14 protein-coding genes, 1 pseudogene and 1 other annotated feature are annotated in these 15,156 nt (G+C 37.9%); of the genes and pseudogenes, 4 read left to right on the plus strand and 11 right to left on the minus strand.

The genetic code is table 11. The annotated features are described in order from the left end of the window. Nucleotides 1-6 precede the first annotated feature (6 nt). Together abc-f and RWN13_RS07685 are read right to left on the minus strand one after the other, a co-directional pair. Nucleotides 7-1,617 (minus strand): ribosomal protection-like ABC-F family protein, encoded by a 1,611-nt coding sequence (abc-f, locus tag RWN13_RS07680; RefSeq protein WP_314061896.1) that lies wholly within the window; start codon nucleotides 1,615-1,617, stop codon nucleotides 7-9. A gap of 307 nt (nucleotides 1,618-1,924) precedes the next feature. Beyond that, entirely contained in the window at nucleotides 1,925-3,049 is a 1,125-nt protein-coding gene (locus RWN13_RS07685) for a PA2928 family protein (RefSeq protein WP_314061897.1), read from the minus strand. 180 nt (nucleotides 3,050-3,229) lie between these two features. Between RWN13_RS07685 and RWN13_RS07690 the strand changes: the two genes are divergently transcribed. The 4 genes from RWN13_RS07690 to RWN13_RS07705 all read left to right on the plus strand — a co-directional run bounded on the left by RWN13_RS07690 (nucleotide 3,230) and on the right by RWN13_RS07705 (nucleotide 5,611). After that, complete coding sequence (locus RWN13_RS07690) at nucleotides 3,230-4,285, plus strand: YdcF family protein (protein ID WP_314061898.1); 1,056 nt, start codon at nucleotides 3,230-3,232, stop codon at nucleotides 4,283-4,285. Nucleotides 4,286-4,300: 15 nt separating this feature from the next. Next, nucleotides 4,301-4,720 carry a GNAT family N-acetyltransferase gene (locus tag RWN13_RS07695; protein ID WP_314061899.1) on the plus strand — a complete coding sequence of 140 codons (420 nt, stop codon included), beginning with the start codon at nucleotides 4,301-4,303 and terminating at the stop codon, nucleotides 4,718-4,720. A 169-nt stretch (nucleotides 4,721-4,889) separates the two neighbouring features. Continuing rightward, nucleotides 4,890-5,105, plus strand: a complete 216-nt coding sequence (locus RWN13_RS07700) for a DUF3955 domain-containing protein (protein ID WP_314061900.1) — start codon at nucleotides 4,890-4,892, stop codon at nucleotides 5,103-5,105. Nucleotides 5,106-5,230: 125 nt separating this feature from the next. Beyond that, entirely contained in the window at nucleotides 5,231-5,611 is a 381-nt protein-coding gene (locus tag RWN13_RS07705) for a PH domain-containing protein (RefSeq protein ID WP_314061901.1), read from the plus strand. Nucleotides 5,612-5,924: 313 nt separating this feature from the next. On the opposite strand, the gene RWN13_RS07710 is transcribed toward RWN13_RS07705, so the two are convergent. The 9 genes and pseudogenes from RWN13_RS07710 to RWN13_RS07750 all read right to left on the minus strand — a co-directional run bounded on the left by RWN13_RS07710 (nucleotide 5,925) and on the right by RWN13_RS07750 (nucleotide 15,043). Beyond that, entirely contained in the window at nucleotides 5,925-7,355 is a 1,431-nt protein-coding gene (locus tag RWN13_RS07710) for a 6-phospho-beta-glucosidase (RefSeq protein ID WP_314061902.1), read from the minus strand. Nucleotides 7,356-7,388: 33 nt separating this feature from the next. Further along, the gene (locus RWN13_RS07715) at nucleotides 7,389-8,690 is read right to left on the minus strand and encodes a PTS sugar transporter subunit IIC (RefSeq protein WP_314061903.1); all 1,302 of its coding nucleotides are present in this window, start codon (nucleotides 8,688-8,690) and stop codon (nucleotides 7,389-7,391) included. A 195-nt stretch (nucleotides 8,691-8,885) separates the two neighbouring features. Next, nucleotides 8,886-9,635: a MurR/RpiR family transcriptional regulator gene (locus RWN13_RS07720; RefSeq protein ID WP_314061904.1), complete on the minus strand. Its 750-nt coding sequence runs from the start codon at nucleotides 9,633-9,635 to the stop codon at nucleotides 8,886-8,888. Between the two features lie 178 nt (nucleotides 9,636-9,813). Beyond that, on the minus strand, nucleotides 9,814-10,647 hold the full coding sequence (locus RWN13_RS07725; RefSeq protein ID WP_314061905.1) for a MetQ/NlpA family ABC transporter substrate-binding protein: 834 nt from the start codon (nucleotides 10,645-10,647) through the stop codon (nucleotides 9,814-9,816). Between the two features lie 16 nt (nucleotides 10,648-10,663). Continuing rightward, nucleotides 10,664-11,867 (minus strand): annotated as a pseudogene (locus RWN13_RS07730) (M20 family metallopeptidase). 57 nt (nucleotides 11,868-11,924) lie between these two features. Further along, nucleotides 11,925-12,174 (minus strand) — a binding site (T-box leader). Nucleotides 12,175-12,394: 220 nt separating this feature from the next. After that, entirely contained in the window at nucleotides 12,395-12,886 is a 492-nt protein-coding gene (locus RWN13_RS07735) for a hypothetical protein (protein ID WP_314061906.1), read from the minus strand. Nucleotides 12,887-13,051: 165 nt separating this feature from the next. Further along, the gene (locus RWN13_RS07740) at nucleotides 13,052-13,225 is read right to left on the minus strand and encodes a hypothetical protein (protein ID WP_314061907.1); all 174 of its coding nucleotides are present in this window, start codon (nucleotides 13,223-13,225) and stop codon (nucleotides 13,052-13,054) included. A 70-nt stretch (nucleotides 13,226-13,295) separates the two neighbouring features. Continuing rightward, nucleotides 13,296-14,030, minus strand: coding sequence for a MurR/RpiR family transcriptional regulator (locus tag RWN13_RS07745; RefSeq protein ID WP_314061908.1), 735 nt, complete (start codon nucleotides 14,028-14,030; stop codon nucleotides 13,296-13,298). Between the two features lie 32 nt (nucleotides 14,031-14,062). Beyond that, nucleotides 14,063-15,043, minus strand: coding sequence for a DUF4003 family protein (locus tag RWN13_RS07750; RefSeq protein ID WP_314061909.1), 981 nt, complete (start codon nucleotides 15,041-15,043; stop codon nucleotides 14,063-14,065). Between the last annotated feature and the right edge of the window lie 113 nt (nucleotides 15,044-15,156).

Below are 15,156 nucleotides of genomic sequence, written 5' to 3' on the forward strand. Positions count from 1 at the left end.
AACCTCCTAATTTCTTTTAAGTTCTTTCAATACCTTTTCAAAGGCTTGATTAGCTTCGATATACTCACGACTTCCATTAGGTAAGACCGATAATTTAGATAATAATTCATCTCGTTGAAATTCCAATAAAAGATTATCTGGTTCCTTCTCTACGACTTTTTCTGAGACTGAAATAATTTTCTGTTGAGAAATCTCCAATGTACGGGTCGCCACTTTTTCTCTAAAATAGCGGTCATGTGACACAAAAATCAAAGTTCCCTGATAGGCACTCAACACTCTCTCCAGTTCTTCTCTGGCTGGAATATCCAAATGGTTCGTCGGTTCATCTAAAATTAAGAGATTTTTCTGAGTTATGATGTGAGACATCAGCTTAATTTTGACTCGTTCCCCCATACTTAAGTCCGCAATAGCCACATTCCACTGGTCAATTTGAAACCCCAAATGAACAAACAACGTCATAGCAACGCCTAATTGATTTCGATCTAAATCAAAAAACTGAGAAATACTTAGTGAATTAGGTAAATCGTATACTTCTTGACTTAAGTAACCAATATTAGCAAAATTAGATTGCCAAACTTTACCCTGATAGCTTTCATTACCAAGTAAAATTTTAAGCAAGGTTGTTTTACCAGCTCCATTGTCCCCTGTCAGGGATACACGGTCGCCGAACATGATAGAGAACTCCCCATCTTTAAAAAGCACTCCCGTGGAAAAGTCTTTCTGTAGCCCTTCGACTAAATAAACTGGCCCTTTTTTTATCTGCGAGCTATCCATTTGAAATTGGACACGATAGTCATCCTTGACGCGCTCAATCCTTTGTTTATCGAGCTCTCCTTCCAACCGCTTTTGAATAGATTTTCTCTGAGAATCCATTCGCTTAGCTGCTAAACGATAATACTCTTTAAATCCTTCTTTTTTGGTAGATTGATTATGAGCTGTATCGGACCAATTTGCTAGTTGTTGCATTTCTTTTTTTACCCGTTTTATCTCCTTCTGTTGCTTGTCAAATTCTCGCTGTTGCTTTTTCCTAGCCACATCCCGTTGCTCCACATAGGCAGAATAATTCCCTTTATAAACGGTCACTTCCTGTTCTTCTATTGCCCAAACCGATGTAGCAATTTGATCTAAAAAATAGCGGTCATGTGAGACTAGCACAATCGCTCCCCGGTAACGCCTTAACTCAGCGATCAATTGTGATACGCTCTCTTCATCCAAATGGTTAGTCGGTTCATCTAATAATAAAAGACGACTCCTCTGACTTAACCCCTCACGAATACGTTTCTTTAATTTCTCTCCACCACTTAACTGACTAAAGCCCTCTTGAGCTTTCCATTGCTTATTAAGAGCTCGTTTTTCATAGTGATTGTTGGTCTGACTATCATACCGCTCCACTTCTTGCTCAACATAAACAATCTCCGAAAGCGTCAAAACGCTCATTAAATTTCCAGTAAACTCTCTTCTTCCAGATAAAAGATTCAGCAAAGTTGTTTTACCCGAGCCGTTTTTACCAATGATTCCGACAATCTCACCTGTTTTAATTCCTAACTGATCAGCCTTAAACAAAGTTTTACCTTCTAAAGCCACTTCAACGCCTGTTAACGTCATTATTTCTGTCATACAATCATCCCTTTCATTTAAAAGGAGATCTTTTGCTCTATCGACAAAAAATCCTCCCATTGTGATGGAAGGATTAGTAGATGCAGGGGAAACAAAGAGACATCTCCCTTTGTTTGATTTATCATAAAAAAGTGCACACTAATCCTATTGTTTATTCGTTAAAATAAATGATCAATAAGATTAATTTAACATGCACCTTACCTCGTTCTTTCGTTTAATACATTTATTATAGCAGAAGCCAATCTAAAAATGCAACTAACAACATTATCTAACTCCGCAGTCCTCCAGTCAGCTTTCCCTATAAGGCCTAAGGGACAACTTGAAGGCGATGATTGGATAAATGGTCGAACATTAAATTAAGATTACCATTCTCTTTAGCAATGACCAAAGAAAAGCCATTGGTTGAGTAATAAAATCGCCCTTCAATAGATATTGATTGTACGGAGGTTTCTGAACCAAAGCTTATTCCCAGCGGTCTCTGCCATTTAATTTGAGGGTTATTTCGACTGACAGCTGAAAGAATGACTTGGCTGTCAGGTTTTCTTGTCTCTGAATGGGCAATAAAATACCACTCCTGATCTTGAATCGTCAGTACTTTACTATTGAAAAAGGACTCACCCGTAGCCTTTTCAAGCTCTTCAACATTTTGGTTCTCAACTTGAGCAAATGTTTGTCGCTTTAAAAATAATTGTTCAAAAGTTGGGTCTTTGACTATTCCTTTATTTTTAAGGTCTAACTGATAATATTGACCATCCAATCCATAGGTGTATAAATAGTTATCTCCACTTACAAGATAATCCTTTTCCAACTTACTCCAATTATTTTTCATACTCGGGAAAATAGCCTCAAACTCCTTATGCTGACGCTCATCCTTACCCGTTTGACTATTAAATAAACTAATCTGCCCTTTTTCTATCTGTAATAAAATAATACCTTCAGAAGTCTGCCCTATTAACTTCTCATGCCAGTTTGATCGCCGGTTCCAACGGAGCTCCCCTTTTTTTACATCCAACCCATTAAGTTGGAAATGAGCACTATTCGCTCCTCCATTAGATGTTCCATTATTAACATTTCGACGCCACTTGGCAATGACAAGATTATCCACAAGAAAACCGCCTGAATCTACTAATAGCTCATTCCGTGTCATCCCACCACCAAAAACAAAAAGTCCAAAATTACTAACAATCAGAAAGAATAACAGCAAGGTCAAGCAAAAGCTAATCAAGCTTGGAAAACTAAAGACTGCTTCCTTTTCAAATTTTTCATAAGAGTACCTAATTTTTTTTGGTTTCTTTCGCCTAAACATCATTCGGAATAATGCGATACCAAAAAGGAATGTGAGGCAGTAAACGATGCCTAGCGTCAAATCATGGAAAAACCATCCTTGAAAACGAAACATCCCTAGGTAACGCTCAATAAACGTTGACTCCATCAATATCCCTCCATTCATCTCATACTATTACTATAATCCTACTCGAAAAACAACAAAATGAAAAGTAAACATCCTCAGATTGTTCCATGGTGACTATTTTGTCAGGTTACGCGAATCCCTTTAATTGTAGTGGACAACCATGGTATACTAAATCTATCAATTGTTAAAAGGGGCCACAATATGTTAGTTTCACTTACACTATTTATCGTTATTCCTACCCTACTTTTTTGTTATTGGATGTATCAAAAACCAACTAGTCTGTTGACGGGCTTTTTCTTTTTGTATTTTATAGGAAGTTTGAGTGCAATCATCGTTCTTACTTTAGAACGAGTAAATCAGAATTTGGCACTTCTAGCAGGCATCGCCTTGGCTATTCCTTTAATGCTTTTTGCGCTCTTCGGTATCTATGCCATGATTATTGCGCTTTTCTGGAATGAACGAATCCTGCTAAAACATGAACGCAGATCATTGGCTAATATGTTGCCGCTAATTATCGCCACAGGTCTAATGTTATTTGAGCTTATTTTGTTAGTTGTCACTACAAAGGTGAATAATGCCTTTATTCTAAAATTATTCGCTTTTCTCAATGTCTCCTTTACTTATTTTGCTATGACTTTTATTTTATTTGGCTTAACAGCTATTTTGTACAATCTTTACCCGATTACGTATAAAGTTGATTACATTATCGTCTTAGGTGCTGGACTAAATAAAGATAAAGTAACTCCCCTCCTAGCCGCCCGAATCGATGCTGGTATCCAACTTTATATGAAACAAGTCGCAAAGTTGGCTCATCACCCAACAATCATTTTGTCGGGTGGACAAGGTGTTGATGAAACTATTTCTGAAGCTCAAGCTATGAAACACTATATTGACGAACAGGGGTATCAAGTTAAAACAATCTACCTTGAAGACAAGTCAACGAACACTCGTGAAAATCTGCTATTCTCCGAACGAATCGCTAGCTCTAATGACCAAATCACTGGACTGACAAATAAAAATGTGGTAATTGCCACTAATAATTACCATTTGTTGAGAGCTGGAAAATTGGCCAAACAGCTAGATATTAAAGCGCGTGGTGTTGGCGCTAAAACCCGATTCTATTATTTACCGACTGGTTTTATCCGGGAGTACATTGGTTATCTAGTCATGACTAAAAAGAAACACTTGACTGTGATTGCTGTTTTATTTGGCTTATCATTGCTGCCCTTACTTTTTGATCTAATACTAAACTTATAACAAAGGAGACTCACAATGGAAATTACATCACTACCACTGGTTGAAAATGAAAAAAGATTAGAAATACTATTGGAACAGCACAGTGAAAATCACGAACAAGCTGTTCCACCGTATGAGCCAGAAACAGTCTCACTAGCCGCCTTTGATGGTGAGCAATATCTTGGTGGCTTAACCGGCACTATCGTCTGGAACCACCTGCATATTAATTTATTAGGCGTTGATAGCCACATTCGGCAAGGTGGTGTTGGCAGTGCCTTGATTAGAGCCACTGAATCACTTGCTCTAAGGCGAGGTTGCCATTTGATGATTGTCGAAACAATGAGCTGGCAAGCGCCTCAATTCTATGAAAAAAATGGCTTTACCACTTTCGGCAAAGTTGAACAGATGCCAGACAAAGGCCAAAGCAAAATTTATTTAGTGAAATATTTAAACTAGCGCTAAAAAAACCGATAAATGAACAACATTAAAAACTAAATCCTTAAGAGCCCTTTAATAACATCAAGAAACATGTGTTTTTATTCCTTTTATGTTAATAATTTGATATGATGAAATTATTAACCGGCAGAGTTTTCGAACAACTTTGAGTTACCGAGGAGGACCTTCTATGAATACAAAAGCGATTTTAACTTTAGTTACTTTAACGTCAGGAGTTATCTGTTTCTTACTATCAGCCTTTATTGGGACCGATATTAAACCGAACGGAGTAATCATCGAACCCTACCCGTTTCTAATCCCAATTAGTTTATTTTTTTTAACTGTTAGTCTTATAAGTGGATTTATACTAGGTTATCTTACAATAAGAGAAAGTACCAAAAAATAAAATGAAGAACCCTTCCTGACAGTAGGAAGGGCTTTTCATTTGTTTGAGGTAATCTCAGATTGTGCTACACCTCATCGCATGTTATCATATAATAAACATTAAACAAACGAAAAGGAGCATTCTATATGAGTATCTTTGACGGACTAATGGGCAATGCCTCTCGAGCAAACAACGAAAAAATACAACAGAAACTTGAAGACGTCTTAATGCCAAATGAAAAGGTGGATTTAGCATTTAAATTAGTCAGAGATTTAATTGTCTTCACTGATTATCGCTTAATTATAATTGACAAGCAAGGCTTAACGGGTAAAAAAGTCCAGTACAAGTCCCTTCCTTACAAATCAATTTCCCGCTTTAGTGTAGAAACAACTGGTCATTTTGATTTAGATGCCGAACTAAGTTTGTGGATTTCCAGCGCTGACGATCCTTGTGAAGTTTTACAATTTAGAAAAGATAAAAATATCGTCCAAATTCAACAAGCTCTAGCCATCGCTATTTTAACATAATAAATAGCTCCTGGTTGCTGTAAAATCTTCTGTTTATTAGATTAGTACCATCAAACCAGTTGGCATTTCTTACTAAAGAGGGTGGGACAATAGTCCTACCCTCCGATACTTTTACGAACATTGTACAATAAACGCGCTCCAATAGTCTGCTCGCTTCGCTGTCCCTTGTCTCTAATTACTGCCTTATTCTTTCGAATTTATTCGTTAGAGATAAGGGACATCGTAACCTGTGTAGTGCTCGTAGCATGTGTTTATCTGGGACGAGTTGTCCAACGAGGAAACAAAACGACTTTATGTCCCCGCTTGTTTTTTTTTATAGTTTGTCTCCATTTGATTGAATCACCTTTTTATACCAATCAAATGATTTCTTTTTGCTTCTTGCCAGTGTTCCATGGCCTTCATTGTCTTTGTCCACATAGATAAAACCATATCTTTTTTTCATTTCGCCAGTTCCTGCTGAAACCAAATCAATAAAGCCCCAAGGGGTATACCCCATTAAGTCAACGCCATCATATTCAACAGCTTCTTTCATAGTCTCAATATGTGCTTTAAGAAAATCGATACGGTACTGATCATCAACGGTTCCATCTGGCAATTTTTCATCAATGGCGCCAAAGCCATTTTCTACAATAAACAGCGGCAGTTCATATCGTTCGGCAAACCAATTCATAGCATAACGCAAACCAAGTGGATCAATTTGCCAGCCCCAATCGGATGCTTTAACATGAGGATTACTAACTAAATCACGTGCTTCATCATAGTCAAAAGCTGGTCCCTTCCCACTGCCCTTTAAGGCAAAGGACATGTAATAACTAAAACCGATATAATCTACTGTTCCTTGAGTTAAATCGATTAAATCGGCTTCAGTTATATCCAACTTAAAACCTTTCCGTTCAAAGTATTTAGTTAGATAAGCTGGATACTTGCCTCGAACATGGACATCGGTGAACCAATACCTTTTTTGCATAGCACTGACTGCTGCCATCATATCCTCTGGGTCACACGAGTACGGGTAAATAGGTACCATGGCAATCATACAACCAATGCGTAACGTTGGATTAATTTCATGTCCAGCCTTAACTGCTAGAGCACTTGCCACTAATTCATAATGAGCCGCTTGATACATAATTTCCTCACGGTTTTCACCTGCCTCGTAACGAACCCCCGAATTGGTAAAGGGGGCAAAATCTTCCTGATAGTTGGCCTGATTATTAATTTCATTAAAGGTCATCCAATAAGTCACTTTATGTTGGTAACGATCGAAACAAATTTTCGCAAAATGCAAGAAATAATCAATCATCTTACGATTGCGCCAGCCACCATATTCTGTTACCAAATGATAAGGCATTTCGAAATGAGATAAGGTCACAACCGGTTCAATACCGTACTTCAGACATTCATCAAATAAATCATCGTAAAACTTTAATCCCTCTTCATTAGGCTCCGTTTCGTCGCCTTTCGGAAAAATCCGCGTCCAAGCGATAGATGTTCTGAAGCAGTTAATTCCTAATTCAGCAAACAGTCGAATATCCTCTTGATACCGATGATAAAAATCGATGCCATCATGATTAGGATAATTTTCACCTGCTAGCACACCTTCAGTAATTTTTCGGGGTTGTCCATGAGCACCGACAGTCATTACGTCAGCTACACTAATCCCCTTTCCACCTTGATTCCACCCACCTTCAAGTTGATGAGCAGCGACAGCTCCTCCCCATAAAAACGCCTTCTTCAAACTCGACATACTCTCATCCTTCCTTAATCGTTCTTGAGACACCTATTTTTCTTTTGTTTGTCCCATTTCAGTTTCATAGTTAATAGAATCCATTTTTTTAGCGAAGGGCAGATAAATAAAGAAACCGATAGTCAACACGACAATTTGCAATAAAGCTGCTCGCCAACCACCGACAATCAAGCCAGAAATAATAGGAGGCGTTGTCCATGGAACTTGGATAGCCGTAAACAATGGTACTAGCCCCGTGTATAACGCAAAATACGTAATGACCGATGAAACCACTGGTGTTAAAATAAAGGGAATCGCCATAATGGGATTCATTACGATTGGTGTTGCAAAAGTAATTGGTTCATTGATGTTAAATATCGCAGGACCTATAGACAAACGTCCAAGTTGTTTAAATTGTGCCGATTTGGCAAAGAACACCATATAGACAACTAATCCGATGGTCATTCCAGCACCAGTCACCGTTAAAAACTGATCTAAAAATTGTTGTGTCACGATATGACCACCATTGGCCACAGTTAACTCTTTACCAGAGTTAATAATATCTGTGTTTTCAAGTGAATTAGCTAATAAGATGGGCCCCATGATCCCCCCGACAATTGTTGATCCGTGAACGCCGAAGAACCAAAATAAAGGAACTAAGAAACCTAAGAATAACGCGCCACCTAATGAATCAGTCACACCTTGAAGTGGTGATTGTAAGACATCATAAATGAAATCAAACAAAGTCGTTGTAAAGACTTTATCAAAGAAGATGTAAATAACCATTGCACCAGTGATAATTGCTGCTGCAGGAATTAGGGCTGTAAATGAATTAGCCACATTTTCTGGTACTGCTTCCGGCATTTTAATCCGAATATCATGACGTAAAAACCAGCTGTAGATAATCCCAACCAGCAAGCCAACGATAATAGCCGTGATCATTCCTTTGCCGCCAGTCCAGTCTTTGTTAATCACATTACCAATTGTTACTTTGCTCTCAGGATCCGTTATTTCAGCAGACATAAATAAAATAAACGTTACTAATGCAACCATCCCTGCTGGTAAACCTTCAAAGCCTTCCGTTTTGACATAAGAATAAGCAATTCCCATTACTGCAAAAATAGCCATAATAGCAAATGATGCACCATAAGCTTGATTAAAATAGACATCCATTCCGATGCTTTTAACCCAATCTGCTGCTGGTGTATAGGGAATATTAGCCAATAAAAGGAAAATAGATCCTACAATAGTAAATGGCATCGTGTATAACATCCCGTTACGTAAAGCCGTAATCGGTTTAGTATTGACGAACTTTAAAACTGGTGGTAGTAATTTCTCATTAATAAAATTATTCATCAGTCAATTCTCCTTTTAATCAAATAAGTTCTAAACAAAAATCAATAAATGCCCTTCCAACTAAATGAGTAGCGCTCCTCTTTCGTTTGGATACGATTACACTCTTAATATAACGTGATAACGGTTAAATTAACAGTCTTTTTTGCTAGAGAGACACATGTGTCAACAAAAAAAACAAGCATGTCCCTGCTTGTTTTAATCCATTATCGATAATTTACGATTGACGCGATGAGCCAATATTTCCAATAACACAATAACAGGTACCTGAGTGGTTAAATTAATGGCTGCATCAAAAAATTCCGAATGCTCTTCAGGCATATAATAGGATAAATTATGATCCGCCAACCTAGCTACCGTCGACAACTCATTATTTGTAATGCTTAAGACCTTAGCACCGTATCGTTTGAAATCGGTCACCTGCTTGACCATCTCTCTGGTTTCACCAGAAACAGATAAAATAATCGCCAAGGTATTTTCAAGTCCCCGGACAGGCACTGGTGAAAAAGGATCAAGCATGCTGTAAGCATTAATTCCTAGATTGGCAAAGTAACGGCTGCCATAATCCCCTAAAGTGCCACTTGTACCAATCCCAGAAAAAACGACATGACGAGCCTCTGCAATCATCTCAACAGCAGGTTCCATGGCTTGGCCATATGATTTATCAGACATTTTTTTCATAAATGAATCTACATGTATAATAGCATCGTAATAATTTTCTAAAGTATCCACCGTCTTGTTCTTCTCTTTTAAAGCATATTTAAATTCAGAAAAACCTTCAAATCCTAACTTTCCACAAAATCGTAAAATAGTGGAGGTTGAAACATGGCAATCTGAAGACAATTGTCTAATGGTTGAATTAGCCACCCGATCCACATGTTCAAGTGTATACTGGTACACCACCATTTCCAAATCATTTAACATTTTGACCTTTTCTAAATCAAACATCTACAAGTTCTCCTCCTGTAATAAACCTAAAGCAATTCCAATCAATAAACATGGCACCCTCTATCTACAAGAAACGGCTTTAAAAAGCTAGACTACTGTGGTCATTTTAGCACAGATAAGTAGCTAAAAAAAGAAATCAGCTAACCATTTTCAAGGCAGCTGACTTCTTTTTAAATAATTATTTCCAAATTGGAACACTCGCTCCTTTTGAACTTTCTTTAATCACTTTTGCTGTCCCATCGGTTTGAAAGTATTTAACGACGGTTTGGTAAGTTTTATTCTCCACATCAGCTTTACGGACAGAAATTACGTTATAATAAGGCGTAGAATCTTCGTTTACTGGTTCTAGAAATAAAGCATCCTCTGTTGGAATGAGTCCCGCATCTACGGCCATTCCACTATTAATCACTGATATATCGACATCCTCAAGGGCACGTGCTGTTTGATTGGAATCTAACGTCGTAATGGCTAAGTCCAAATCATTTTTAGTAATATCTTTGACCGTGGGCAATAAGCCAGCTTCAGGATTTAATTCAATCAAGCCCGCCGTCTGTAACAACAGCAATGCTCGTCCCTCATTTGAAACATCATTGGGAATCGCTACCTTATCTCCAGTTTGAAGTTCTTTAAGACCATTATAAGATTTTGAATAGATGCCTAAGGGATTCATTGATGTATAACCGATTGACGTATTTTCATAACCAGATTCTTTGTTAACATTATCCATAAAAATCTCGGTTTGAAAGGCGTTAATGTCAATATCACCGTTGTCTAATGCGGTATTCGGCGCATTATAATCCGAAAACTTCACTAGTTCAATGCGTATATTCTCCTGTTTGGCGATTTTTTTTTGAACATATTCCCAAGGTTCGTTTACTTCACCTACCACCCCAACTTTAACAACTACTTCCTTCTCTTTTTTTGCCGCCTCTTGTTTACCACATCCAGCAATTACCGTCCCGATTAATAATAGACTCGCTAACAACCCAAGATTTTTCGTCAATTTAGTCATTATTTAACACTCCTCATTAATTAGTTTGATCGTCAACATTTTGTTGATGCTCTCTCTTTATCTCATTTAATAACTCATGGTTTAACAGCAATTCCAATGCCGTATTCGCTAATAATTGTGCCCCAATGCCAATTGAAGCCAAACCTTTAGGACTTTTTGCCGCCTCTCTAAATGCGACACTATGAGGAATGAGCTCTTCATCAGAAATGGAGATGGTGGGTTGAATCGTCGGAACCACTTGGCTAACATTCCCGACATCACTTGAGCCTAAACTCGTTGGAACTGCTGTCGCTATTTCACTTGGCGAAATCTCTAAATTGGCCAATTCGGCTAAATAAATAGCATCAAACGTAGAGGTTAACACCGTATTGTCGACAGCATTTTGAAATAAGCCGAATTTGCCAGTAGCCCCCGTAGCTAATGCTGCCCCATCAACAATTCTTCCGACCTTAGCATGAAGCTCATCTAAAGTAGGTCTGGAGGCCGCTCGTAAGTAAAATCTAGCTGAGGCATATTCTGGCACAACATTAGGGATCTCTCCACCATTCGTAATGATGCCATGAATGCGGACATCATCTGTTAAATGCTGGCGTAACGCATTAATTGAATTATAGACTTGGATAACAGCATCTAAGGCGTTAATCCCTTTTTCAGGAGCGGCTGACGCATGAGATGGTTGTCCAAAAAATTCGATATCGACCGGATTATTAGCTAAAGAAGGACTAGTCTTGCCATATTTTGACCCTGGATGCACGCAAAGTGCCACATCAACGTCATCGAAAAAACCATGGCGAACAAAACTGCCCTTAGCTGAGCCATTCTCTCCACCTTCTTCACCAGGTGTTCCATAAACTCGAATCTCTCCCCCCCACCTCGTCAATCACCTTTTTCAACGCAGTGCCTGCTAAACTGGAAGTCGTGCCAAATAAATTATGGCCACAAGCATGGCCAATTCCCGGTAAAGCATCGTACTCTGCTAAAAACACGATAACGGGTCCTTTTTTATTTCCTTTGTAACGTGCATCAAAGCCTGTTCGATGACCTGCAACATCTAACTTAACATCAAATCCTTCTTCCCTTAATTGATTCGCTAAAACCTCAGCTGAATGAAATTCATAGTTACTTACTTCTGGATTTTGATGGATATCCAAAGCCAAAGCCTGATATGTCTTCAACTGGTTAGTCACATGCTCGTTAATCATTTGTTTTAATTCTGTCATGTTAATTCTCCTCTTTCTATTATAAAATAAAAAAGCCCTCATCCTCTCCTAAAAATAGAAAAGGACGAGAGCTTACGCTTCGTGGTACCACCTTAATTTTCGAGTTATCACTCGACTTTAACAGAACCGCCTTATTGGACTGATTCCTTTCGCTTTAACGGGCGTACCCGTCATCGACTTACTTTTTTTGCTCATCGATAAAAACTCAGAGACCATTTTTCTGTAAACAGCTTATCGCCTAATCTCACCAACATAGGCTCTCTTCGGATAACCATCAATTACGTACTTTTCTCTTCAACGTTTCATTATTATTAAAACTTACTAATGTAATTTTAACCTAATTGTTATTTAGTGTCAACCAATTTTTGTGAAATAAAACGATACGCTCATCAAGCTGGGACATTACGTCGGTTTGTGCCCTCTTTGGACATCGAAGGGAGCGGACTTTTGGAGCGTGTCTATCTCACCATGTTCTTTAAACCATTCAACGTTAGGACAATTATCCTAGCTTCATCTTAACTTTAAGCCTAATGACTGAACTCAACCATTTCAAAAATTCTCGAACACTCATGTTGAGAATAGGGCAATCTCTGTTTTGTTTCAATTTTTTCGCAAATACTCAAAAATACCATTGAAAACTGGGTCATTACACTAGCTAATTGATTTAAATCCTGATTGACAAAAAATTGAGTCAACTGCTCTTGTTGACTATTAGTCAGTTTACTTCGGACTCCTTGATACTTTGACCAGTCACCAAAACTATTTTGTAGGTGTCCATCTTGATAACACCAGCCCATCACTACTAGCTGCCGCATTTTATCGACACAATCCAATGTGTAGTAAATCTCATTTCTCTGTGCTCTGCGGTACACTTCGTGATAATAAGCTAAGAACTTAGTTTGCCAATTCACTAATTGATCCATCGACAGTTGATGCTTTTTCTTAGCAGACTTAACGACGAGTTTGTTTAATACTTGGTCGGGCGTGTCCTTAATGATCAGTAACTCTCTTGTCCACATAGAGGGAATCAAATGCTCAATCGTATAACAAAAGACATCTACCTTAATAAAACAATCGTAATGAGCTATGATTAATTGATTGGATAACTGATTCTCAAAAAAAACAACCGTCCCCCATTGCTTAACTAGAGCAAGTTTAAATTGATTAAATTGTTCAAATATCTCCTAGCTAACTAGTAAGCGTAAATCAATATCCGAATAAGCATCTTGCTGATTTTCTGCAATTGAACCACCATAAAAAGCACCCATAATTCGCTCATCAATTAACAGCGATTCTTCGATTACTTGAGGGAACTTTTTTCTAGCCACTACCAATTTAGTTTCAAATATATCCGTCATTGATACTCCCCTCCACTCTAATATAAAAACTAGCCTCGCGGTCTCATATGGACAACGAGGCTGGCTCTAATTACTCTTGATTCTTAATTTCGAAAGCTTTCCGTGCCAAAGTTTCAATAATATGAATAACCGGCACTTGAGTCGTAATATTATGAATAGGACCCTTTTTTTCGATTGGCATGTAGTAACCCACCGCTCCATCAGAAATCTTAGACAAGGTTGAAGAATCACTATTGGTAATACTGATGATTTTAAAATTATTTTGTTTGTATTCACTCACCCGGTGTAAGACCATGGAGGTCTCTCCGGAAACGGATAGCACAATTAAAATTGTATTATCTCTAACTTCTTGGGGAATTGGGTAAAAAGGATCATTGATGTGAGTCGCATATATCCCCATATTCGATAAATAACGGGCACCATATTGTCCCAAAATCCCACTGCTGCCAATGCCGTAAAAGAAGACACTTGAGGCGTTGGCAATAATTTTTGCACTGTGATTAATTTGGTCTTTAAAGTCATCTGTATTGATTTTCTTAAAGAAGTCCATCATTGCCACGGTATCATCTGTCAATTCTGCTAGCTCTTCTTTTTCATGCATCAGTTGAAGCTTAATTTTAAATTCCGAATAACCCTTGCATCCCATTTTATTGCAGAAATTGAGGACAGTTGTAGTGGAGACATGGGCATTGTCTGCTAACTCACGAATTTTCATCGTACGCACGTCAACAATGTGTTGTATCACATAATTATAAACACCGAATTCTAAATCATTTAAACTTTGTATCTGTTCATATGTAAACATGATTTCCCTCCCAGGGAATAAAATAAAAACACTTATGATGCACTACTGCTACTAGCAGCAGCGGCGGCACTGGATGCAGCCACTGCTGCCATCACTTGTTCTTGAATGATAATTTGATTTAAGGTAATTGCAACGGTATTAGTTACTTCGTCACTTAATTCTTTTGATTGATTTTCAATAAATAGATTAAGTGCTATCGTCCGTCGGTAATTTTTATCCAAGAAAACTTTAACATGATCGTCTGCTTCGATTAAAAACTCATTAAGTTGATCTAAGTTAATATTACTTACTTCTTTTTTTAAATAAGTCAAAATAACAATCGATGTATATAACAATGGCTTAGGTCTGATGCCATATTCCTCTAATTCCAACACTGTTTTTTCCATATCTAGGACAAAGTTACTATTTTGTTCAGCTAAAAGTAAGACGCAAGTAGCAGCCGCTGATTGCGCATTATCACGACTCTTCAAACCAGCTTTACGCAATCCATCATAATAAAAATCCACCATGTCAGCAATTTCCTGTGGTCGGTAAGCCGTCAAACTTTCATTTTGAGCTAACGAAATAGCAATTGCATAATCTTCTTTACCAGTTATAAATGGGTGTGACTCCTTCATAGCATCGTAGATATCCAGAGCATTTTTGATTGTTTCAACCTTATCCTTCTGCTTGGAAAACTGAAGTAAGTAAGCGCCAAAGTAAGTGTAAGAAGACCCTTTGAAACCAGCTTCCTTCATCTCGTTATAACTGTCCATTAGAAGTGCCACATCTTTGTCAGAACTTTTTTCATTGGCTACCATAAGGGCAATAATAATATCTCTTACTGTAGTATTAAGGTTGGTAAAAAATCCAGTTTCTGATTTAAGACGCTTGCGAACGCCTTCAATCTCTACTGTGTCCAACAATTCTTCCTTACCAATAAAAGCTTTGGCCATCAAATAAAGAATTCGCCGATCCGTCCATTTCATTGTTGCCTTCAACGTGCTGTAATTTATTGTTAATGATCTCATCATTGCTCTTGCTTCCATCAAAAACACCTACCTTCAACATTAGTCCCTTAATTCTAGCACAAAATCACCACTCATGACCATAGAACTTAACAGATTGTCTGGAAATGACTTTGCAT

Source organism: uncultured Vagococcus sp., from assembly GCF_963518325.1.
Classification (GTDB): Bacteria; Bacillota; Bacilli; order Lactobacillales; family Vagococcaceae; genus Vagococcus_D.